Here is a 22,644-nt window from a genome sequence, read left to right on the forward strand (position 1 = left end):
CCTCGGTGAGCGCGCTCCTCGAACTCGCGGTCGTCATCCCGACCTTCAACGAGCGCGCCAATGTGCCCGTGCTCATCGCCAAGCTCGACCAGGCGCTGGCCGGGCGGCGGTGGGAGGCGATCTTCGTCGATGACAACAGCCCCGACGGCACGGCGGATGCCGCGCGCGAGCTGGCGCGGGTCGACCCCCGCGTCCGGGTGATCCAGCGGATCGGACGGCGGGGCCTGTCCTCGGCCTGTATCGAGGGGATGTGCGCCACCGCCGCGCCGATGGTGGCGGTGATCGACGGCGATCTGCAGCATGACGAGACGCTGCTGCCGAAGATGCTCGACCGGTTGCAGGCGGAGGACGATCTCGACATCGTCGTCGGCTCGCGCTTCGTGGATGGCGGCGGCACGGGCGACTGGGACCGCGACCGGGTGGCCAAGTCGGCCTTTGCGACCCGGCTGTCGCAGCGGGTGCTGAACGTGAACCTGTCCGACCCGATGAGCGGCTTCTTCATGGTCCGTACGGCCGTGGCGCGCGAGACGGTGCCGCATCTGTCGGGAATCGGCTTCAAGATCCTGCTCGACATCATGAGCGCCTCGCCGCGCCCCTTGCGCGCCGCCGAGATGCCCTATGTCTTCCGCGTGCGGACCGAGGGCGAGTCGAAGCTCGATCACGTCGTCGCGATGGAATATCTGATTGCGCTCTACGACCGCCGCTTCGGCAAGGTCGTGCCCGTGCGCTTCGCCATGTTCTCCGCGATCGGGGTGCTCGGCGTGGGCGTCCATATGGCGGTACTCAGCCTGTTCTTCGTGCTGCTCGGCGCGACCTTCCTGGCCAGCCAGATCGTCGCGGTGGCGGCGGCGATGACGTTCAACTTCTTCCTGAACAACGCGCTGACCTATCGCGATCGGCGCCTGCGCGGGTTCCGGCCGCTGCTCGACGGTTGGGTGTCTTTCTGTCTGGTCTGTGCGGTCGGGGCGATCGCCAATGTCGGCGTCGCGGCCTTTCTGCACGATGCGCGGGCGAACGAATGGGCCGTGTCGGCGCTGATCGGGGTGCTTGTCGGCGCGGTGTGGAATTACGCGCTGTCGTCGCGGTTCGTCTGGGGGCGGTATTGAGCTGGCGGTGAGGGCGGGGCGTGGGCTTCGACTTCGCTCAGCCTGAACGGCTGGTGGACTGGGCCTGACCCCAAACGCCGTTCAGCCTGAGCGAAGTCGAAGGCCAAGGGACAAGCTCACCGCCAATCGACAAACCACGTCCACCGCACGAAGGACTTCGGCCCCGCCAGCGCCCCCGCCGTCAGGATCGGATAGAAATAGACGAACAGACAGGCGGCCGCGACCAGATAGGCCTCGTCCCAGTCGCGCAGCGTCGCCCGCCACCGATCGATCGCCACCGCCAGCGCGACCGACAGCCAGATGGCGGGCAGGAAGTAATAATAATAGAAGCCCAGCGACTTGGGGATGATCGCCCAGACCGCAAAGCCGCCGATCCACAGCGCCGCCGCGAATCCCGGCCGCACCTCGCGCGTCCGGACCCAGCCCAGCGCGCAGACCGCCACCGCGACCAGCCCGCCCCACATCACCGCCGGATTGCCGAGCAGGAAGATGCCCCGCTGCGCCCCGTCGGCGACCTCGTAGAAATACCAGATAGGCCGCCCGATCACCGGCCAGCTCCACCAGGCCGACTGATAGGTATGCGCCGCCAGCACCTGGGTCTGGCGCGCATACATGTCGAGCTGAAAGGGCACGAACCCCGCCGCGGTCAGCGGATCGCGCGCATAGAAAAAGGCGGGTGCGAAGGTCGCGGCATAGGCCAGCCCCGCCCCGATGCCCAGCAGCCCCCAGGCCGACCACCAGCGCAGCCCCGGCCAGCGGCTGGGGTCGCCGCGCTTCATCACGACGAAGCCGATCGCGGCATAGCCCAGATAGGGGACCGCCGCCCATTTGGTCCCGACCGCCAGCCCCAGCAGCACCGCGCCCAGGCCCCAGCGCCACCGGCTTTGCGCGGGCGTGCCGCGCATCGCCCAGCCCATGGCGGCGACCGCAAGCACGGTGAACGCCGCCATGAAGCCGTCCAGCATCGCGATCCGCGCTTGCACCAGCACCATGAAGTTGGCGAGCGTCAGCCCCGCCCCGATCGCGGCGGCGCGCGTCCGCCGGGTCATCAGCCAGACGATGGCGAACACCCCGCCGACGATCGCGGTGCCCGCCAGCGTCGACATCGCCCGCCAGCCGAGCGGATTGTCGCCAAAGGCCATCATGCCCAGCCCGATCAGCGCCTTGCCGAGCAGCGGATGCTCGATGTTCACCGGCCCCTCCAGCGCCAGCAGCGCGCGGGCGGCGGGGACGTAATGAACCTCGTCGAAGACCAGCTTGTGCGGCGTGGTCAGCCGCCAGCAGAACAGGGCCTGCGCGGCGACCAGAAGGGCGAGGAGCGCCGGGACCGGGCGGCTGAAGGGGGCGAGCAGGCGGCGCATGGCCCCAGGTCATGACGCCGCACGTGAAGCGGGGCAATGGGGTTGGTGGCGCCCGACGCGAAAGGGGCGTCGGTTCCCTTTTCAATGGTCAGACAATTTGACGAAAGGCTTTGCGCATGGCACCCATGGCGAAGGGGCAGGGGTGGGGCGCAATCGTCCGACACATCCCGTCCGGTCCAGATTGCGGGAGAGTGACGTGACGCGAGCGGTTCGATCGATCTTGTGCGGGATTCTGGCGGCCACCGCCCTGTCGCCGCTTCAGGCGCAAGGCCCCACCGCCAATGACGGCCCGCCCCGGACCTTCGCGGTGCAGGGCAAGGGCTTTCTGCGCAACGGCCAGCCGCATCAGGTGATTTCGGGCGAGATGCACTATGTCCGCATCCCGCGCGCCTATTGGCGCGACCGGCTGCGCAAGGCCAAGGCGATGGGGCTGAACACCATCACCACCTATGCCTTCTGGAACGCGCACGAACCGCGCCCCGGCACCTATGACTTCAGCGGTCAGAACGACATCGTCGCCTTCATCCGCGACGCGCAGGCCGAGGGGCTGGACGTCATCCTGCGCCCCGGTCCCTATGTCTGCGCCGAATGGGAACTGGGCGGCTATCCGTCCTGGCTGCTCAAGGACCGCAGCCTCGTGCTGCGCTCGACCGATCCCAAATATACCGCCGCGGTCGATCGCTGGCTGATGCGGCTGGGGCAGGAGGTCAAGCCGCTGCTTCTGAAGAATGGCGGGCCGATCGTCGCGGTCCAGCTCGAGAATGAATATGGCGCCTTTGGCAGCGACCAGGACTATCTGCGCGGGCTGGAGGCCAGCTACAAGCGCGCCGGTCTGGCGGACGGGGTGTTGTTCACCAGCAACCAGGGCGGCGATCTGGCCAAGGGGTCGCTGCCCAACCTGCCATCGGTCGTCAATTTCGGGTCGGGCGGCGCGCAGAACGCCATCGCCAAGCTGGAGGCCTATCGCCCCGACGGTCTGCGCATGGTCGGCGAATATTGGGCGGGCTGGTTCGACAAATGGGGCGAGGACCATCACGAGACCGACGGCCGGAAAGAGGCCGAGGAAATGGCCTATATGCTCAAGCGCGGCTATTCGATCTCGCTCTACATGGTCCATGGCGGCACCACCTTCGGCTGGATGAACGGGGCGGATTCGCACACCGGCAAGGACTATCACCCCGACACGACCAGCTATGACTATGACGCGCCGATCGATGAGGCGGGCAATCCGCGCTACAAATACGGGCTGATCGCCGCCGCCATCGCCGAGGTGACCGGCAAGCCCGCCGCCCCCACTCCCGCGCCCACCATAGCACAGCGCTTCCCCGTCTCGCCGGTCCGGCGCAGCGCCTCGCTCTGGGACAATCTGCCGCAGCCGATCCGTGCGGCGCAGCCCAAGACGTTCGAGGAACTCGACCAGAATTACGGTTACGTCCTCTACCGCGTCACCGTGCCAAAGGGCCCGGCGGGGACGCTGATGCTCAAGGGCATGCACAGCTATGCGCAGGTCTATCTGGGCCGCAAGCTGGTCGGCACGCTCGACCGGCGGCTGGATCAGGAAACGGTGGAGCTGCCCGCGCGGACCGCGCCAGCGACGCTGGACATATTGGTCGAGAATACCGGCCGCGTGAATTACAGCCACGCCATCCGGACCGAGCAGGCTGGCCTCACCGGCGCGGTGATGCTGGCGGGGCAGCCGCTGACCGACTGGCAGATGTTCCGCCTGCCGATGGACGACCTGTCGGCGTTGAAGCTATCGGCCAGGCCCTGCACCGGGCCCTGTTTCTACGAGGCGGAGATGACCGTGGCGCAACCCGCCGACACCTATCTCGACATGCGCGGCGCGCATAAGGGGCAGTTGTGGTTCAACGGCCATAATCTGGGCCGCTATTGGGGGATCGGCCCCGTCCACACACTGTTCACGCCTGCGCCGTGGATGAAGCAGGGGGCGAACCGCGTCCTGTTCTTCGACCTGACCGGGGATGCCGGCGACCGGCTGACCACGGTGGACAAGCCCATCTGGGGCAAGGTGACCAACCACCGCGAGGCGCAGTAATCCTATTCCTCCCCTGCAAGGGGAGGGGGACCATGCGCAGCATGGTGGAGGGGTGTCACCGCTGGCCGGGACACCCCTCCGTCAGTCCTACGGACTGCCACCTCCCCTTGCAGGGGAGGAATTTGGTGTTTTTAGCGCACCGCCGCTGCCTGGTTGGCGACGATCGCATCGCGCTGTTCCTGGCTCATCGCGCTGGCATTGACGTCGGCGGCCTTGATCGCGTCGGCGCGGTCCTCGGCATAGTCGCGGGTCTTCTCGGCCTGCTTGTCGAGCGCCTTGGCCTCGTTGCGCAGTATGTCCGCCTGGCTTTCCATATTGTCGGCGCGGTTGTCGGCGGCGTCCTCGACCCGGCCCGCCAGCTTGTCGGTGCCCTTGTTGTTGCAGGCCGACAGCGAGACCAGGCTGGCGGCCAGCAAAAGACCGATACGCATCTTCATCGTCATTTCCCCTGTTCGTTTCGGCCGCAACAACCGGATCGTCGCAATTCCGTTCCGCTTCGGTAACGGCTACACTTGGCCGCGCGTGTCCGAATATCCTTGAACCCCGCCCCCCGGACCGGCAAATGGGCTGGCATGAAGCGCAAGACTGGCCAGGACCGTTCGATCACCACCCAATGGCGCCCCGCCACGCAGGCCGTTCGCGGCGGCACCGCGCGGTCGGAATATGGCGAAACCTCCGAGGCGCTCTTCCTGACCTCGGGCTATTGCTATGACCGGGCGGGCGATGCGGCGGCGCGGTTCGCGGGCGAGCAGGAGGGGATGACCTATTCCCGCCTCCAGAACCCGACCGTCGAGATGCTCGAACAGCGCATCGCGCTGCTGGAGGGCGCGGAGGCGTGCCGGACCATGGCGTCGGGCATGGCGGCGATGACCGCGGTGCTGCTGTGCCAGTTGCAGGCGGGCGACCATCTGGTCGGCGGGCGCGCGGCGTTCGGCTCGTGCCGCTGGCTGACCGACACGCTGCTGCCCAAGTTCGGCATCGCCACCACCGTCGTCGATGCGCGCGACCCGCAGGCGTTCCTGGATGCGGTGCGGCCCGAAACCAAGGTCTTCTTCTTCGAGACGCCCGCCAATCCGACGATGGACGTGGCCGACCTGGAGGCGATCTGCGCCATCGCGCGCGAGCGTGGGATCACCACGGTCGTCGACAATGCCTTCGCCACCCCGGCGCTTCAGCGGCCGATGGATTTCGGCGCGGACGTGACCGCCTATTCGGCCACCAAGATGATGGACGGGCAGGGGCGCGTGCTGGCGGGCGCGGTGTGCGGTTCGGAAGATTTCATCACCAACACGCTGCTGCCTTTCACCCGCAACACCGGCCCGACCCTGTCGGCGTTCAACGCCTGGGTGGTGCTCAAGGGGCTGGAGACGCTCGACCTGCGCATCCACCGCCAGTCGGAATCGGCGTTGAAGGTCGCTTCCTTCCTGGAGGGGCGCGTGCCCCGCGTCCTGTGCCCGGCGCTGCCCAGCCATCCGCAGCATGAACTCGCCATGCGCCAGATGAAGGCGGGCGGCAGCATCTTCGCGATCGAACTCGATGGCGGTCGGACCCAGGCGCACGGGCTGCTCGATGCGCTGGAGCTGATCGATATCTCCAACAATATCGGCGACTCGCGCTCGCTGATGACCCACCCCGCCTCGACCACCCATGCGGGCGTCGCCGAGGACAAGCGGGTCGAGATGGGGATCGGCGAGGGGATGCTGCGCCTGAATGTCGGGCTGGAGGATGCGGACGACCTGATCGACGATCTCGACCAGGCGCTGCGTGCCGTGGGTCTGTGAAGGCGCTCTTTTCCCATGCGCTGACCACCGGGCCGGTGACGGTCCGGGTGTCGGTCAGCTATCTGCCCGAACAGTCGGAGCCCGAGCGCGGGCGCTGGTTCTGGGCCTATCATGTCCGCATCGAGAATGAGGGCGATCAGCCGGTGCAGCTGCTCACCCGCCGCTGGATCATCACCGATGGGCGCGGCGCACGCCATTCTGTCGAGGGCGAGGGCGTGGTCGGCGAACAGCCGGTGATCCAGCCGGGTGCGGCCTATGACTATGTCTCGGGCTGCCCGCTGGCGACGACCAGCGGGGCGATGCAGGGCAGCTATCGCATGGTCGGCGCGGACGGCGAGACCTTCGATGCGGCCATCCCCCATTTCGCGCTGATCGCGCCGGCGGTGGAATCGTGAAGCGGACGCATCTGCCGCTGAACGGCTTGCGCGTGCTGGACGCGGCGGCCCGGCATCTGAGCTTCACCCGCGCCGCCGACGAACTGGCCGTCACCCCGGCGGCGGTCGGGCAGCAGATCCGCGCGCTGGAGGATACGCTGGGCGTCGTCCTGTTCCGCCGGACCACGCGCGGGCTGGAGCTGACCCCGGAAGCGGAAGCCGGTCTCGCACCGCTTCGTGCGGGCTTCCTACAGTTCGAGGACGCCGTGCGCGCGATGCAGGCGGGCCAGTCGTCCAAGTCGCTGACCATCGCCGCGCCGCGCGACGTGACCGAGAAGTGGCTGATGCCGCGCCTGGCCGCGATCGCCGCCAGCGATCCGGACCTGCGCTTCTCGCTGATCGCATCGGACGAGGGGCTGGACTTCACCGAGGCCAATCTCGACCTCGCCATCCGCTGGGGCGACGGGCCCGGCGGGCTGGAGGGCGAGGCGATCGAGTCGGACGGGATGATCGCGATCGGTGCTCCCGGCGGTCCCGAAGACGCGTCGCTGATCGCCTGGCCCGGCGCGCCCGAAGAAGGAACGCCGCTGGTCCGCGTGACCGATGCGGGACTGGCGATCGACGCGGTGGCGGCGGGGCTGGGCCGCGCGATCGTGCCGCAGCTTCTCGCCGAGCGCGATCTGGCCGAGGGGCGCGTGATCGCCACCGGCGAGGCGGTGCCCTCGCGCATGGGCTATTGGCTGGTCGCGCCGCTGCCGCAATGGCGCCAGCAGAAGGTCAAGCTGCTGGTCGAGGCGCTCGGCGGGTAAGCGCCATCACTCCACGTTCCCCGGCGAATGCCGGGGCCCAGTTGCGATGCGGCTGGGGGAATGGGCTTGTGCCGCGTGGGAGGCAAAAGCGAGCGGGTGGCGATGCCTCCCCCGCAGCGTGTCGCGCCATCTCACCGACATCGAAGCTGGGCCCCGGCCTTCGCCGGGGAACGAAGAGTGGCTCCATTCCTCCCCTTACAGGCGAGGAAAAGACGGTCAGGCCGCCGCTTCCGCGTCGAAGGGCACCGGGAATTTCTTGGCGCAGAACGCGCAGTCGACCTGGATCAGTCCCTCGGCATCCGCCATCTCGCGCCGTTCCTCGACCGAGAATTTGGTGATGACGCTGGCGATATACTCCGCCGAGCAGCGGCAGCCGCGCACGATGGCCGGGCTTTCCGACACGCGGACATTCTGTTCCTCGTTGAACAGCCGCCACACGAGCGTTTCCAGCGGCAGCGCGGCGTCGGCCAGTTCCTCGGCCTGCATGGTCTGGCCCAGCGCCTGGACATGCTCCCATTCGGGATGGTCGAGCTTGACGTGCAGCCGCTCGCGGCCTTCCTCGCCCTCGGGCAGATGCTGGAGGAACAGGCCGCCCGCGACGGTGCGGCCGTCCGGTCCCTTGGCGATCCCGACGCGCAACAGGCTGGGGATCTGTTCGGACTGGATGAAATAGCTCTCCGCCGCCGCCGACAGCGTCTCGCCGTCGATCGGCACGATGCCCTGATAGCGTTCGCCGGTCACCGCCAGGTCGAAGGTGATCGCCAGATAGCCTTGGCCAAACAGCGCGAACAGCGTCGGGTCGGCGGGCAGTTCGGCCAGCCGGTCCTCGTCATACTGGATATAGCCGCGCAGCTCGCCGCCGCGATAATCGCAGACCAGCAGCCGGATCACGCCGCTGTCGCTGCGCGTCTGGATGGTCAGCTGCCCGCCCGTGTCCTTCAGCGTCGCGCCCATCAGCGCGGTCAGGGTCAGCGCCTCGGCCAGCAGCCGCTCGATCACCGGGGGATAGGCATGCGCCGCCAGGATCTCGTCCAGCACGGGGCCCAGCCGCACCAGCCGTCCGCGCGCATGCTGCTCGGGGATGGTGAACGCGATCGCGCGGTCGAGGTCGGGCAGGGTGAGGTCGGTCATGGTCGTGCCTTTACGCGCCGGGAAACGTCCGGGCGATATGGTGCCGGTGCGGCGGGGGAAAGAGAAAAGGCCGACGAACCCGCCGGCCTTTCCATAGATAGGATCGGTTCGCTGCCGATCAACCGAGCCGATTTCACACTTGGCCGAAGCACCAGCGCAGCACCGATTTCTGCGCGTGGAGGCGATTCTCCGCCTCCGGCCAGATCAGCGATTGCGGCCCGTCGATGACGTCCGACGTGACTTCCTCGTCGCGGTGCGCAGGGAGACAGTGGAGGAACTTGGCGTCGGGCTTGGCCAGCGCCATCAGTGCGGCATTGACCTGGAACGGCATCATCGCGGCGAGCTTTTCCTCGGCATGGGCCTGGCCCATCGAGATCCAGGTGTCGGTCACGACGATATCCGCCCCCTCGACGGCGGCCGCTGGACTGTTCGTCGTCGTGATGAAATCGGCGGCTGCCGTCCCTGCGACACGCGCCCTAGCCAAAGCAAGCGCGGCGGGATCAAGTTCATAGCCTTGGGGGCAAGCCGCCCAAACCTCGAAGTGCAGCAAACTGGCCGCCTCGATGATAGAGTATAGCACGTTGTTGCCGTCTCCCAGCCAGGCGACCTTCATGCCGGTCAGGGTCTTGCCCGCCTCGATCACGGTCAGCAGGTCGGCCATGATCTGGCAGGGGTGCGACAGGTCGGTCAGGCCGTTGATGACCGGCACGCTGGCATAATGCGCCATCTCCTCGACCTTGGCATGATCGTCGGTGCGGATCATGATCGCGTCGGTATAGCCCGACAGGATGCGCGCGGTGTCGGCGATCGTCTCGCCGCGACCCAGCTGCATGGTCCCGGCATCGAGCACGATCGAGGTGCCGCCCAGCTGGCGGATCGCCATGTCGAAGCTGACGCGGGTGCGGGTCGAGTTCTTCTCGAACACCATGGCGAGGACATGCCCGGCCAGCGGGGCGTCGGCATCGACGCGGCCCTTGGTGAAACCGGCGCGCGCGGCCTTGCGGGCCTGGGCATCGGTCAGAATGGCGGTCACACCCTCGGGACCGGCGTCGGCGAGGTTCAGGAAGTGGCGGATCGTCATGGAATATTACTCCGTCGCCCCGGCGGACGGTGCCGCCGGGGTGGCAGGGATCATCAATCGTCGGCGGCGGGGACGTAGACGCGCGCGGCGTCGGACAGTTTCGTCGCGAACTCGGTGATGTGGCTCTCGTCGATGGTCAGCGGCGGCAGGATGCGGATCACATTCTCGCCCGCCGCGACCAGCAGCAGCCCGTGATGGTCGCGGCAATGCGCGACGAAGCGACGGCTGTCGCTCTTCATCTTCAGCCCCTGCATCAGGCCGTGGCCGCGCACTTCCTCGAACAGATGATCGAAATTCGGAATCATCTGCTCCAGCGTGGAGCGCAGCCGCTGGCCCATCGCCTCGACATGTTCGAGGAAGCCCGGCTCCTGGATCACGTCCAGCACCGCCTCGCCCGCCGCCATGGACAGCGGGTTGCCGCCATAGGTCGAGCCGTGGGTGCCGATCACCATGCCCTTGGCCGCTTCCTCGGTCGCCAGGCACGCGCCCAGCGGGAAGCCGCCGCCAATGCCCTTGGCCACCGCCATGATATCCGGCGTCACGCCGTACAGCTCATGCGCGAAGAACTTGCCGGTGCGACCATAACCGCACTGCACCTCGTCCAGCACCAGCAGCAGGCCATGCTCGTCGCACGCCTTGCGCAGGCCCTGGAGGAATTCCGTGCTGGCAGGGCGCAGGCCGCCTTCACCCTGGATCGGCTCGACCAGGAAACCGGCGGTGTTCTCGTCGATCAGCGCGAGCGCCGCCTCCAGATCGTCGAACGGCGCATAGGCGAAGCCGGGCAGCAGCGGCTCGAACCCGTCGCGCATCTTGGGCTGGTTGGTCGCGGAGATCGCGCCCAGCGTCCGGCCATGGAACGCGTTGTTGAACGTGATCAGCGTATGCTTCTGCGGATTGCCGTTGGCGAAGTGATAGCGGCGCGCGGTCTTGATCGCGCACTCGACCGCCTCGGCGCCCGAATTGGTGAAGAACACCGTGTCGGCAAAGGTCGAATCGACCAGCCGCTGCGCGAAATGCTCACCCTGCGGGCTGCCGTACAGGTTGGACACGTGCATCAGCGTCGCGGCCTGTTTGGCGATCGCCTCGACCAGTTTGGGATGGCCATGGCCCAGCGCGTTCACCGCGATCCCGGCGGCAAAGTCCAGATACTGCTCGCCATTTTCGCCATACAGATAGACGCCCTCGCCTCGGACCGGACGCACCCCGCACCGTGGGTAAACGGGCATCAGGGCGGTGATGGTCACGGGACGTCTCCTTCAAACAGCAAAGGGCGGCTCAATGGGCCGCCCGGTGTCACGTTAGCCGATCACCAAAAGCGAGACAACACCGCTCCCGTCATCGCGTCAGGCGTCGATCACCTCTTCGTCCAGTCGTGCCGCATTCTCCTGGATGAAGGCGAAGCGGTGCGCCGGGTTGTTGCCCATCAGCCGGTCGACCAGGTCCTTCACGCCCGCCCGTTCCTCATATTCCTGGGGCAGGGTGATGCGGATCAGGCTGCGGGTCGCCGGGTCCATCGTGGTCTCGCGCAGCTGGCCGGGGTTCATCTCGCCCAGGCCCTTGAAGCGGGCGACGTCGACCTTCTTGCCCTTGAACGCGGTGCGTTCCAGCTCGGCACGGTGGGCGTCGTCGCGCGCATAGAGCGACTTGGCCCCGACCGTCAGGCGATAGAGCGGCGGTTGCGCCAGATAGAGATGTCCGCGCCGCACCAGATCGGGCATTTCCTGGAAGAAGAAGGTCATCAACAGCGTGGCGATATGCGCGCCGTCGACATCGGCGTCGGTCATGATGACGATCTTTTCGTAGCGCAGCTGGGTCGGGTCGCAATCCTTGCGCGTGCCGCAGCCCATGGCCAGCGTCAGGTCGGCAATCTCCTGATTCTGCAGGATCTTGGTCGAGGTGGCGCTGGCGACGTTCAGGATCTTGCCGCGGATCGGCAGGATCGCCTGGGTCTTGCGGTCGCGCGCCTGCTTGGCCGAGCCGCCCGCCGAGTCGCCCTCGACGATGAACAGCTCGGTCCCCTCGGGGCTGTCGGCGGCGCAGTCGGTCAGCTTGCCGGGCAGGCGCAGCTTGCGCGCCGAGGTCGCGGTCTTGCGCTTGACCTCACGCTCGGCCTTGCGGCGCAGCCGTTCGTCCATCCGGTCGAGCACATAGCCGAGCAGCGCCTTGCCGCGCTCCATATTGGCGGAGAGATAATGGTCGAAATGGTCGCGCACCGCCTTTTCGACCAGCCCGGCGGCCTCGGGACTGGTCAGCCGGTCCTTGGTCTGGCTCTGGAATTGCGGTTCGCGGATGAAGACCGACAGCATCAGCTCGGAGCCGACCATGACGTCGTCGGCGGTGATGTCCTTGGCCTTTTTCTGGTTCACCAGCTCGCCGAACGCGCGCAGGCCCCGGACCAGCGCCTGGCGCAGGCCCTGTTCATGGGTGCCGCCATCGGGGGTCGGGATGGTGTTGCAATACCAGCTATAGCTGCCGTCGCTCCACAGCGGCCAGGCGACCGCCCATTCGACGCGGCCCTGTTCGCCCGGAAACTCCTGGTTCCCGGAGAAGAAATCAGCGGTGGCGCATTCGCGCCCGCCCAGCTGTTCCTTCAGGTGATCGGCCAGGCCGCCGGGGAACTGGAACACCGCCTCGGCGGGCGTATCGTCGGTAATCAGCGCGGGCGAACAGTGCCAGCGAATCTCGACGCCCGCGAACAGATAGGCCTTGGAGCGGACCAGCTTGTGCAGCCGGGCGGGCTTGAAGGCGAGTTCGGGGCCGAAAATCTCGGTATCGGGGGTAAAGGCGACGCTGGTCCCGCGCCGGTTGGGGGCGGCCCCCACCGTCTCCAGCGGCCCCAGCGTCGCGCCGCGCGCGAAACGCTGGCGATAGAGGATCCGCTCGCGCGCGACCTCGACCACCGTGTCCGAGGACAGCGCATTGACCACCGACACGCCGACGCCGTGCAGGCCGCCCGAGGTCGCATAGGCCTTGCCGGTGAACTTGCCGCCCGAATGCAGCGTCGACAGGATCACCTCCAGCGCCGACTTGTCGGGGAATTTGGGGTGCGGGTCGACCGGGATGCCGCGACCATTGTCGACGATGGTCAGGCGGTTGCCCGGCTCCAGCTTGACCTCGATCCGGGTGGCATGGCCCGCCACCGCCTCGTCCATCGCATTGTCGAGGACCTCGGCGGCCAGGTGGTGCAGCGCGCGTTCGTCGGTGCCGCCGATATACATGCCGGGGCGGCGGCGCACCGGCTCCAGCCCTTCCAGCACCTCGATCGAGGAGGCGTCATAGGCGGGCTGGGTGCGGGGCGTGCCCGCGAACAGGTCATTGGACATAACGGGAACTATAGGGGCTGTAAGGCCGGTGCGCCAGCGCCGCCTGCACCGCGCAAATGCGACAAAACTTTGCTTACGTTAAGTCGCGGGATATTTCGGTCGCGTCCGTCCGTTCCCCCGGAACCTTAGCCAAGGGACATGGGAGAATTTATGGTGAAGTTTTGGATGGCGGGCGTCGCGGCCTCGGCCTTGTTCGCCGCGCCTGCGATGGCGCAGGACAGCTATGCGACGGGGGACGATGCCGCTCCGTTTTCGGGCGTCTATGTCGGCGGCAGCTTCGGTTACGACGTGCAGCCCAATGATGTCGGCTCGCGCCTGTTGTTCGATCGCAACGGCGACGGCCGGTTCGGCGATGTCGTGACGACCTCGACCGGCGCCAACGCCTTCTCGCCGGGCTTCTGCAACGGTGCGGCACGCAGCGCGCTGTCGCCCCAGAATGCGGCGACCGGATGCAACAACGACAAGGACGGCATCGCCTATTATGGCCGGGTCGGCATCGACCATCAGGTCGGCAACATCGTCTATGGCGCGGTCGGCGAGTTCGGCAAGTCGGAGATCACCGACAGCGTCTCGGGTTTCTCGACCACGCCCGCCTGGTACACCTTCACCCGCAGCATCGACTGGGAAGCCTCGGTTCGCGGACGCGCGGGCTATGCGGCGAACAACACGCTGTTCTACGGCACGTTCGGTGGCGGCTATGCGCGGATCAACCGCACCTTCACCACGTCCAACACCGCCAACGCCTTTGCGATCAGCGGCGACCGCAACCGGTTCGGCTTCCTTGGTGGTGGCGGCATCGAGCAGAAGATCGGCCGCAACTTCTCGATCGGCATGGAATATATGTACCACCAGTATAACGACGACGAGACCCGCGTCCGCGTGACCCAGGGATCGGCGCTCGCGACCAATCCGTTCGTGCTGGCGCCCAATACGGCGGGCACCGACATCCGCCGGTCGGACGACAAGTTCCGCTGGCACTCGCTGCGCGCGACGGCGGCGTTCCGCTTCTGATGATGGGGGCGCCCTGTCGCTCGAGAAAGCGGCGGGGCGTGCACTTCGACTTCGCTCAGTGCGAACGGAGGGCTTGGCGTAATCGCAACTTCCGCTCAGCCTGAGCCAAGTCGAAGGCTATAAGAGAGCCCCCAAACAAGAAAAAGCCCGCCGGTCATTCCGACCGGCGGGCTTTTCTCATCGATCCCGGATCAGCGGACGCGCGGGCCGCCAAAGGGCAGCGGCGGCGGCGGGCGACGGTCGCGGCGGGGCAACTGCGCCTGATAGGCGTGGCCGCAATGCTCGACGCAATAGGGGAAGCCCGGATTCACCTTTTCGCCGCAGAAGTGGAAGTCCGGCTCACCCGGATGGCCGATCGGCCATTTGCAGATGCGGTCGTTCAGGTCGAGCAGCGAGGTCTTGCCCGCAATCTCGGCGCTCGGCTTGGCGGGGACCAGGCGACGCGGCGGGGCGGGCGAGGGCGGGGGCTGCTGCTCGCCGGGCGACTGGCGGACGAAGCCGCCGGGGCCGACCGAGCGCAGGATCGGCTGCGGCTCGCGCGTCGGTTCGGCGGCGGGTTCGGGCGCGGCAGGGGCGGCCGGTTCGGCGCGCACGGGTTCGGGCTCGGGCTCCGGGGCGGGCGGCGGAGCGGCCGGGACCGGCTCGGGCGCCTCGGCCACCGGGGCGGCGGGCTCGTTGGCCTTTACCGGCGACGGACGCGCCTGAAGGCCCAGGCGATGCGCCTTGCCGATCACCGCGTTGCGGCTGACCCCGCCCAATGCTTCAGCGATCTGGCTGGCGGTCTGTCCCGCCTCCCACATCGTCCTGAGCGTATCGATCCGCTCATCGGTCCACGACATTCGAAACCTTTCCTCACTTCATCATCGCACCGGCCAGTCATTGTACCGGGTTGCGGGCGGCCACGGCAACGGTTACGCGCTATGGCGATGAGCAGCCAGCCCCCAATCGGTGAAATCCACTCGGCGGTGCGCGCCGCCCCTGGTGAGCCCGTGATCCGGAACATCAACTGGGGAGGCCTGCGAACCCTCTATATCAAGGAGGTGCGCCGGTTCTTCAAGGTGCAGCTCCAGACGATCTGGGCGCCGTCGGTCACGACCCTGCTTTATCTCATCATTTTCACCACCGCGCTGGGCGGGCGTCATGCCGTGCCGGTGGCGGGGATGCAGGTGCCGTTCGCCGATTTCATCGCGCCGGGCCTGATCGTCATGGGGATGATGAACAATGCCTTCGCCAATGCCAGCTTCTCGCTGCTGGTCGGCAAGATCCAGGGCACGATCGTCGACTATCTGATGCCGCCGCTGTCCACCGCCGAGTTGCTGGCCGCGCTGGTCGGCGGCGCGGTGACGCGCGCGGTGCTGGTCGGGGTGACCGTCTGGGCGGCGATGGCGATCTGGCCGGGCGTCCATGTGACGCCGCACGCCTTTTTCGCGGTGCTGTGGTTCGGCCTGCTGGGTTCGGTGTTCCTGGCGCTGCTGGGCGTGCTGACCTCGATCTGGGCGGAGAAGTTCGACCATGCCGCCGCCGTCACCAATTTCGTGGTCGTGCCGCTGTCGCTGCTGTCGGGCACCTTCTATTCGGTCGATGGCCTGGCCCCGGCGTTCCGTGCGATCAGCCATGCCAACCCCTTCTTCTATGTGATCTCGGGCTTCCGCTACGGCTTTCTGGGGCTGGCCGATTCGCCGGTGACGCTGGGCGGCGCGATCGTGCTGGGCATCGACGTCGCGATGGCGGTGCTATGCTATGTGCTGTTGCGCAAAGGCTGGAAGCTTAAAAATTAAGTCCCTGCGGCTTAACCGCTTTTTCACCATAGAGCCGCTATCCCTGCCTCTCTGCTCCAGCAGCGGAACCTCCTCTTGGCCGGGTCATCAGCATGCCCGGTTCAGGTCCTTAGCGGGACCGCCTGCGCCATCGATGCCCCTCGGGGGTCGGGCCAGGCGGTCCCGGCCTTTCGCGCTCCGTAATCCAAGCGGCATTGCAAGCGCGCGCCAATGGGCGTAGCGGAGGACCCCATCATGACATCTTCTGCTCCCATGGCGGTCGTGCTCGTTTCGGGCGGGCTGGACTCGATGATTTCCGCCGCCTCGGCCAAGGCCGCAGGCTATCGCATCCTCGCATTGTCGGTGGATTACAACCAGCGGCACAAGGTCGAACTGGCCGCCGCCGCGCGCGTCGCCGAGGCGCTGGGGGCCGAGCGGCATATCGTCCTGCCGCTCGACCTGTCGGCATTCGGCGGGTCGGCGCTGACCGCCGATATCGACGTGCCCAAGGACGGGGTGCAGCCGGGCATTCCCATCACCTATGTCCCGGCGCGCAACACCATCTTCCTCAGCCTGGCTTTGGGCTGGGCCGAGGCGGCAGGCGCGCGCGACCTGTTCATCGGGGTCAATGCGCTCGACTATTCGGGCTATCCCGATTGCCGCCCCGAATTCATCGCCGCCTTCGAGGGGCTGGCCGAGATCGCCACCAAGGCGGGCGTCGAGGGCCAGCCGTTCAAGATCCACGCGCCGCTCCAGCACATGACCAAGGCGGACATCGTGCGCGAGGGTACGCGGCTGGGCGTCGACATGGGGATCAGCTGGTCCTGCTACGACCCGACGCCCGAGGGGCTGCATTGCGGCGAGTGCGACAGCTGCCGCCTGCGTTCGCGCGGCTTCGAGGAAGCGGGCATTCCCGATCCCACCGCCTATGCGGTCAAGCCGCAGGGCTGAGGCCATGAGCTATGCCGTCAAGGAGATGTTCCTGACGCTCCAGGGCGAGGGGGTGCAGGCGGGGCGGCGCGCGGTGTTCGTGCGCTTTGCCGGGTGCAACCTGTGGTCGGGGCGCGAGCAGGACCGGGCGAGCGCGATCTGCCGATTCTGCGACACCGATTTCGTCGGGGTCGACGGCCTGGGCGGCGGGCGCTTCGCCGATGCGGCGGCGCTGGTCGCGGCGGTCGAGGGTTTCTGGGGCACGACCCGCGACCAGCGCTTCGTCGTGCTGACCGGGGGCGAGCCGATGCTTCAGGTCGACGACGCGCTGGTCGAGGCGCTGCATGCGGCGGGGTTCTTCATCGCGATCGAGAGCAATGGGACGATCGCGGCGCATCCGGGCATCGACTGGGTGTGCATCAGCCCCAAGGCGGGGTCCCAGGTCGTCCAGCGTTCGGGGCAGGAATTGAAGCTGGTCTGGCCCCAGGCGGGGATCGACCCGGCGGAGGTCGAAGGCTGGGACTTTGCCAACCATCTGCTCCAGCCGCTCGACGATCCGCGCGCGGAGGCGAATCGCGAGGCGTGCATCGCCATGGTCATGGAGCGACCGCGCTGGCGGTTGACGCTCCAGACGCACAAGATGCTGGGGTTGCGGTAGGGGCTGTTTGGCTGGCGTTGGGACGTGCGCTTCGACTTCAGCGCGAAGTGCCGAAGTTCATCCTGAGCGGCTGGCTTGCCAGCCCGTCGAAGGGCTCAGCCTGAACGGCTCTGCCGATAAGTCCCACCCTCCGTTCAGCCTGAGCGAAGTCGAAGGCCACGCCCGACAGCAACCCAACGCGGAACGTGCACTTCGACTTCGCTCAGTGCGAACGGAGGTAGAGGGTTACGATCAGTGAACGAACCGCGCCACCACGTCGCGGTAGCTGCGCGAGACCTTCACCTGCGCGCCCGACTCGAGCAGCAGGAAGCATTCGCCATTGGTGTGCGGCTTCACCTGCTTGACCAGGTCCAGGTTGACGATGGTCGAGCGGTGCACCCGCTGGAACCGGCGGGGGTCGAGTCGCTTCTCCAGGTCCTTCATCGTCTCGCGCAGGACCAGCGAATTGTCGCCGGTGTTGATCACCATGTAATCGCCCGCCGCCTCGATCATCTCGATCGTGTCGACATCGACGCGGAAGATCTGGCCGCGATCCTTGATGTTGATGAGCTTCTCGAAGCGGCTGGCGGCGACCTCGCCGCCTTCGTTCAGGTCGGCGACCGCTTCGGGAGCATGCTCGGCGAGCACTTCCTTCAGCTTCTCGACCTCGCCAGCGCCGCGCTTCTCGTTCAGCCGCTGGCGCACGCGGTCGAGCGTGTCGGCGAGCCGCGCCTCCTCGACCGGCTTCATCAGATAGTCGACCGCCTGCGCCTCAAAGGCACGCAGGGCATGGTCGGAATAGGCGGTGACGAAGACGAACAAGGGCGGTTCGACCTCCATCAGCCCCTGGATCACCGAGAAACCGTCGAAACCGGGCATCTGGATGTCGAGGAAGACGAGGTCGGGCTTGTGCGTCTTGATCGCGCGGATCGCTTCGCGCCCGTTCGAGCAGCGCTCGATGATCTCGACGTCTTCGTGCGCCTGGAGACGGATCTCCAGTCCCTGGATCGCCAGGGGCTCGTCGTCGACGAGGATGGTACGGATGGTCATGCGGCCTCTCTGTTCACATTCTCAAGCTGGAAGGGGATCTCGATCTCGACCGAGAATCCGCCAGCCGGCGCGGAGCGGGATTCGAAGCGGTGATCCGGGCCATAAGCCTGGGCCAGCCGTTCGCGGATATTGGACAGCCCAACGCCGGTCGAAACGCTTGAGGAATGACGCACCTCGTGCAAGCCGGGACCGGTATCGGATACGGCGATCCGCACCCGTTGCCCGACCAGTCGCACATCGACGCGGATATCGGCGCCTTCTTCCTGCGGGGTGACGGCATATTTGATAGCGTTCTCGACCAGCGGTTGCAGCAGCAGCGAGGGCAGCCGGGCACGTTCGGCCCGCGGGTCGATCTCGAAACTCGGGCGCAGGCGATCCTCAAAGCGCATCTTCTCAATTTCCAGATAGAGTTTCAGCGTTTCAACCTCTTGCGCCACGGTCACATGCGCCGTGGGCTCATTGGCCAGCGTGTAGCGGAGGAAGGCTGACAGCCGGCTTAACATCGCATTCGCCCGCTCGGTCTGCTTGAGCAGCACCAGCGTCGAGATGGAATTGAGCGTGTTGAACAGGAAATGCGGGTTCAATTGGTAGCGCAGCATCGCCAACTGCGCCGAGGACGCCTGATGCTCCAGCGCACGCATCTCGTCGATCTGGTGCTCGACGATCAGATAATAGTTGATCGCGAAATAGAGCGCCGACCAGCCCGCCAGCACCTCGAAGGTGATGAACAGGTTGCCGATCAGCAGCGAGACGGTGACCCCCGGCTGGGTCGTGGTGATGAACGAGAAGGAAAAGGCGTTGAGCGCGGCATAAAGGAAGGTCGCGGCCGCCAGCGTCGCCAGCGTCAGGAACACCCCCGCGATGCGCGGCAGCCGCCGGTAATAGCCATAAAGGGTCGAGAGCAGCAGCGTGATGCAATAGCCCAGGATCGCCTCGATGATCACCGGGATGATCTTCTCCAGCGAAAAGCCGTTGGAGACGCCGACCACCGAACGCTGGACCAGATAGCCGGACCAGCCGACCGCCTGGAGTATCCAGAAGGCGCGCGCCTTGTTCTCGAAAAACGGCCGCACCGACAATTGGTCGGCGGCGGCGGGCGAAACGGTGCTGGTCGCGACGGGCGAATGGGTGGCCATGGCCGGGCGACATCTACACGGACCACAGGCGAAGGGCAAAGATTGGGGCAGGGGCAAAAGAAAGGGCCGCCCTTCCCGGAGGAGGGGCGGCCCGAAATCCAGTCCGACTTAAAAGCCGGGTCGGAACTTAGAACTGCGTGTTGAGCGACACGATCAGTGCGCGGGGCGAACCAATCTGGACGAAGGGCAGCGACGACACGACGTTCGCCGTCTGACCGGCCTGACCCATGCCGCCGACATAGAAGGTGTTGAACACGTTCTGCAGGTTCAGCTGGATGTAGGTCTTGTCGGTGCCAATGCCGGTCCAGCCCAGCGAGATACGCGCGTCCAGATCGACGGTCGTGTAACCTGGCGCATAGGCACCATAGGTCTGGTACTGGATACCGCGCGTGCCGGTGAACGACGCGGGCACGTTGGAGACGGTCGGGCAGACATTGTTGATCAATGCGACCGTGCAGGCGAACTGCGGCAGGTTCTGGTCGTTCAGATAACGACGGCCGGTCCGCTTGGCCTGGACGCCCAGGTCCACCGGGCCGAGTGTGGCCTGGACGCGACCGCCCAGCGTGTAGACGGGCGCACCCGATTCCCGCTTGCCAGCGGTCAAGGCGTAGGTCGGCGCTCCCGCGGTGGTGCAGTTGGTCGTGGTATTTGCTGCGGTCAGCGTGGTTGGGCAGCGACCGAGCACGACGTCGTTCTTGATCTCCGACTTCATGTACGAACCGAAGACGTAGAACAGCAGTTCGTTGATCGGGCGATAGGCGATCGAACCGTCGATGCCGTATTTGTCGACACGGCCCAGGTTGCGATAGATGGTCTGCTGGGTGTCGACATCATAGGCCGAGGCCAGACGGTTGCTGAACTTGGTGTACCACAGGCCGACCTGCGCCTGAAGGCGGTTGGTGGTGTAGCGCGCGCCGAGGTCGAAGTTATCCGAAAATTCGGGCTTCGGGTTGGCCGCTTCGGTGTTCGCGGGATAATAGATCGTCTGGTACAGATTGTCCGTACCCGGGACCTGAAAACCGCGCGAGTAGTTACCGAAGACCGAGGCGCTGCCGTCGAAGCGATAGGTGAAGCCCGCGCTTGGAAGAACGCGGTTGTACTTCAGGACACGCTGCTGCGGCACGGCATAGCCGGTCACCGTATTGGTGGCGGCGTTGTACGAATAGGGGTTCTGCGCGGCATAGGCAGCATTGGCTGCATCATTGCCCCGACCCAGACAGTCAACATTGCCGCCGCCCGAAGTGACGAAGCAGAAGTTGTTCAAGTCGCGCTTGAACCACGGAGCGCGGACGCCAGCCTGCAGCGTCAGCGCGTCGTCGAGAAACTTGCCGGTGTATTCACCCGAAACCTGATCCAGGATCGCGAACGACTGGCGATCACGCTTCTGTACCGCAAAGCCATTGGCTGCGAGGATGGGGTTGTTGATCGGGAAAACGTCGAATGGCTGACCATTCAACTGGAGATAGCCCAGTTCGCCGGTCTGGCGATGACGAGCATATTCATGCGTGTAGGCGACACGGAAAGTCTGACCAGGCGCGAAATCGTAGCGGAGCGACGAGATCAGGCCGTAACGATGGGTGACGGTCTGGCTGGGAGCCAGCAGGGTGACGCCGCCGTTCGTGGTGGTCGTGCCGGTGGTCGACGTGCGATCCAGCACATCCCCGTCGCCATTCAGATCACGGCCGAAATAGTAGTTGTTGTTGATGAAGCCGTAATAAGTGACGCCGTTGCGGACAAAGCCACCTTCCTGGCCGCGCACGGTGCCGCCGCCATTGGCCTTGGTATACTGATAATAGGGATCCGCCGACAGGATCAGGTTGTCAGCCAGCGTGAAACGCGAGTTGATGCGGATATTGGCGGTGTTCGAGGGGTTGTAGCGCTCGTCGAAGCTGGTGCCGCAGCTGTTCGGAACGTCGTTCACACCTGCTTGCGGCGTGTCGATCTGGCAGCGCGCGACGTTGTACGGCAGTTCATCGCGGCTGTTGGGGAAGCGGTTGCTCGAACCCGTGCCAGCCGTGCGGACAGCACCGGTCACCAGCGTCGGGGCAGCGGCATTTGGACCGCTGCCGCCGGTCGAGGTGAACACGTTGGTGTCTTCACGCAGCGGAGCCGAACCGAAGAAGTTGTTGCGGTTCTGATTGTAATGGCCCGACACAGCGATGAAGTCGCCGTTGCTGCCGATCGGCTGATAGACCTTCGCGTTATACTGCTGCTTGGCGATCTTGCCGTAATTGTTGAACACGACGTTGTTCGTCGCGCTGCTGCCCGCAATCCAGGCCTTGGTGCCCCACGGCGTGAAGACGCCCGTGTTGACCATGCCGAAAACGCGGAAGAAGCTGTAGTCGCCGACTGATCCGACCATGCGCGCGCCGAACGTGTCAGAGGGCATCAGGCTGCGATAGTTGACGGTCGAACCGGTCGCGGCGGCGGTCGGCGAGTCGACGTCGGTGGTGCCGAGATTGACGTTGACCTGCTCGATCAGCTCGGGGTCCAACTGCTGGTTGGAATAGATTGCATAGTTGCCGGTGTCGTTCAGCGGTATGCCGTCGAAGGTCTGGCTGATGCGGGTCGAATCAAAGCCACGAATCGTCAGCGTACCACCCGCCGATCCGAAGGGATCGTTGTTCTGGAAGCTGACGCCCGGCAGGTTGTTGATGATCTCATTGACGCTCTGGCCCGGCGTCTGACGGCTGATGAACTGCTGGGTCAGGACCGCCTTGTTGCGGGTGGTGTCGACCGTCTTCACGCCGCCTACGCTGTCGTTGCGGCTGCCGGTGACGACGACGTCCTCAGCATCGACCGAGCCCGTCGACTGCGCGGCGGCCGCCGCAGGAATGGCGAGCGCGACGATGGCCGCGCCCAGGAAAAGCGAATTACGCATAGATAAAAGGTCCCCTTTTCGCGCGAAGCGGCGCGGTCCGGCCGTGTTTTCCGGCTCGGTTGAGCGTGCCCCTGACTGACGAACATTGCCGTTATGTGACAAAGTTCACGCTTACGACAGGGGGGGGATCACTCAATTGCCGGGCGTTGCAGTTTGGCAACGGTAATGGGAGCGATCACAGCGACATCGCATTCGGATCGCGGCAATTTTCCGGTTTGCC

The 22,644-nt window shown here is 66.1% G+C and carries 19 protein-coding genes; 9 read left to right on the forward strand and 10 right to left on the reverse strand.

Annotated elements, in window-relative coordinates; all coding sequences use genetic code 11:
- Positions 1-5 precede the first annotated feature (5 nt).
- Entirely contained in the window at positions 6-1,106 is a 1,101-nt protein-coding gene (locus tag QE360_RS09740; protein ID WP_309701131.1) for a glycosyltransferase family 2 protein, read from the forward strand.
- 116 nt (positions 1,107-1,222) lie between these two features.
- On the opposite strand, the gene QE360_RS09745 is transcribed toward QE360_RS09740, so the two are convergent.
- A complete protein-coding gene (locus QE360_RS09745) occupies positions 1,223-2,467 on the reverse strand; it encodes a phospholipid carrier-dependent glycosyltransferase (protein ID WP_309701133.1) in 1,245 nt (414 codons plus the stop codon).
- Positions 2,468-2,663: 196 nt separating this feature from the next.
- Between QE360_RS09745 and QE360_RS09750 the strand changes: the two genes are divergently transcribed.
- Complete coding sequence (locus tag QE360_RS09750; RefSeq protein ID WP_309701135.1) at positions 2,664-4,523, forward strand: beta-galactosidase; 1,860 nt, start codon at positions 2,664-2,666, stop codon at positions 4,521-4,523.
- A gap of 131 nt (positions 4,524-4,654) precedes the next feature.
- On the opposite strand, the gene QE360_RS09755 is transcribed toward QE360_RS09750, so the two are convergent.
- Positions 4,655-4,966: a hypothetical protein gene (locus tag QE360_RS09755; protein ID WP_309701137.1), complete on the reverse strand. Its 312-nt coding sequence runs from the start codon at positions 4,964-4,966 to the stop codon at positions 4,655-4,657.
- A 129-nt stretch (positions 4,967-5,095) separates the two neighbouring features.
- On the opposite strand from QE360_RS09755, the gene QE360_RS09760 reads away from it, so the two are divergent.
- The 3 genes from QE360_RS09760 to QE360_RS09770 are packed head-to-tail and all read left to right on the forward strand — an operon-like array spanning position 5,096 to position 7,487.
- On the forward strand, positions 5,096-6,304 hold the full coding sequence (locus QE360_RS09760) for an aminotransferase class I/II-fold pyridoxal phosphate-dependent enzyme (protein ID WP_309701139.1): 1,209 nt from the start codon (positions 5,096-5,098) through the stop codon (positions 6,302-6,304).
- Complete coding sequence (apaG, locus tag QE360_RS09765) at positions 6,301-6,699, forward strand: Co2+/Mg2+ efflux protein ApaG (protein ID WP_307100510.1); 399 nt, start codon at positions 6,301-6,303, stop codon at positions 6,697-6,699. Before QE360_RS09760 ends, apaG begins: the two co-directional genes overlap by 4 nt.
- Complete coding sequence (locus tag QE360_RS09770) at positions 6,696-7,487, forward strand: LysR family transcriptional regulator (RefSeq protein ID WP_309701140.1); 792 nt, start codon at positions 6,696-6,698, stop codon at positions 7,485-7,487. Before apaG ends, QE360_RS09770 begins: the two co-directional genes overlap by 4 nt.
- Positions 7,488-7,703: 216 nt before the next feature.
- Here QE360_RS09770 and QE360_RS09775 read toward each other — a convergent pair whose 3' ends face one another.
- The 4 genes from QE360_RS09775 to parE all read right to left on the reverse strand — a co-directional run bounded on the left by QE360_RS09775 (position 7,704) and on the right by parE (position 13,022).
- The gene (locus QE360_RS09775) at positions 7,704-8,618 is read right to left on the reverse strand and encodes an Hsp33 family molecular chaperone HslO (RefSeq protein WP_307100506.1); all 915 of its coding nucleotides are present in this window, start codon (positions 8,616-8,618) and stop codon (positions 7,704-7,706) included.
- A gap of 133 nt (positions 8,619-8,751) precedes the next feature.
- Positions 8,752-9,699, reverse strand: coding sequence for an ornithine carbamoyltransferase (gene argF, locus QE360_RS09780; RefSeq protein WP_309701142.1), 948 nt, complete (start codon positions 9,697-9,699; stop codon positions 8,752-8,754).
- A 53-nt stretch (positions 9,700-9,752) separates the two neighbouring features.
- On the reverse strand, positions 9,753-10,943 hold the full coding sequence (locus QE360_RS09785) for an aspartate aminotransferase family protein (protein ID WP_309701145.1): 1,191 nt from the start codon (positions 10,941-10,943) through the stop codon (positions 9,753-9,755).
- 99 nt (positions 10,944-11,042) lie between these two features.
- Positions 11,043-13,022 carry a DNA topoisomerase IV subunit B gene (gene parE, locus QE360_RS09790; RefSeq protein WP_309701146.1) on the reverse strand — a complete coding sequence of 660 codons (1,980 nt, stop codon included), beginning with the start codon at positions 13,020-13,022 and terminating at the stop codon, positions 11,043-11,045.
- 150 nt (positions 13,023-13,172) lie between these two features.
- Between parE and QE360_RS09795 the strand changes: the two genes are divergently transcribed.
- Positions 13,173-14,033 carry a hypothetical protein gene (locus QE360_RS09795; RefSeq protein WP_309701148.1) on the forward strand — a complete coding sequence of 287 codons (861 nt, stop codon included), beginning with the start codon at positions 13,173-13,175 and terminating at the stop codon, positions 14,031-14,033.
- A 191-nt stretch (positions 14,034-14,224) separates the two neighbouring features.
- Here QE360_RS09795 and QE360_RS09800 read toward each other — a convergent pair whose 3' ends face one another.
- Positions 14,225-14,872, reverse strand: a complete 648-nt coding sequence (locus tag QE360_RS09800; RefSeq protein ID WP_309701150.1) for a GcrA family cell cycle regulator — start codon at positions 14,870-14,872, stop codon at positions 14,225-14,227.
- 87 nt (positions 14,873-14,959) lie between these two features.
- Here QE360_RS09800 and QE360_RS09805 point away from each other — a divergent pair, with 87 nt between their 5' ends.
- From QE360_RS09805 to queE, 3 genes are all read left to right on the forward strand, one after another.
- Positions 14,960-15,811 carry an ABC transporter permease gene (locus QE360_RS09805; protein WP_309701153.1) on the forward strand — a complete coding sequence of 284 codons (852 nt, stop codon included), beginning with the start codon at positions 14,960-14,962 and terminating at the stop codon, positions 15,809-15,811.
- Positions 15,812-16,045: 234 nt separating this feature from the next.
- Positions 16,046-16,741: a 7-cyano-7-deazaguanine synthase QueC gene (queC, locus tag QE360_RS09810; RefSeq protein ID WP_309701154.1), complete on the forward strand. Its 696-nt coding sequence runs from the start codon at positions 16,046-16,048 to the stop codon at positions 16,739-16,741.
- 4 nt (positions 16,742-16,745) lie between these two features.
- A complete protein-coding gene (gene queE, locus QE360_RS09815) occupies positions 16,746-17,378 on the forward strand; it encodes a 7-carboxy-7-deazaguanine synthase (protein ID WP_309701157.1) in 633 nt (210 codons plus the stop codon).
- Between the two features lie 231 nt (positions 17,379-17,609).
- On the opposite strand, the gene QE360_RS09820 is transcribed toward queE, so the two are convergent.
- The 3 genes from QE360_RS09820 to QE360_RS09830 all read right to left on the reverse strand — a co-directional run bounded on the left by QE360_RS09820 (position 17,610) and on the right by QE360_RS09830 (position 22,424).
- Entirely contained in the window at positions 17,610-18,407 is a 798-nt protein-coding gene (locus QE360_RS09820) for a LytTR family DNA-binding domain-containing protein (RefSeq protein ID WP_307100485.1), read from the reverse strand.
- Positions 18,404-19,543, reverse strand: coding sequence for a histidine kinase (locus tag QE360_RS09825; protein ID WP_309701159.1), 1,140 nt, complete (start codon positions 19,541-19,543; stop codon positions 18,404-18,406). Before QE360_RS09825 ends, QE360_RS09820 begins: the two co-directional genes overlap by 4 nt.
- A 127-nt stretch (positions 19,544-19,670) precedes the next feature.
- Positions 19,671-22,424: a TonB-dependent receptor domain-containing protein gene (locus QE360_RS09830; protein WP_309701161.1), complete on the reverse strand. Its 2,754-nt coding sequence runs from the start codon at positions 22,422-22,424 to the stop codon at positions 19,671-19,673.
- Between the last annotated feature and the right edge of the window lie 220 nt (positions 22,425-22,644).

It is taken from the genome of Sphingomonas sp. SORGH_AS_0789 (assembly GCF_031453055.1).
In the GTDB taxonomy this organism is placed as follows: domain Bacteria; phylum Pseudomonadota; class Alphaproteobacteria; order Sphingomonadales; family Sphingomonadaceae; genus Sphingomonas.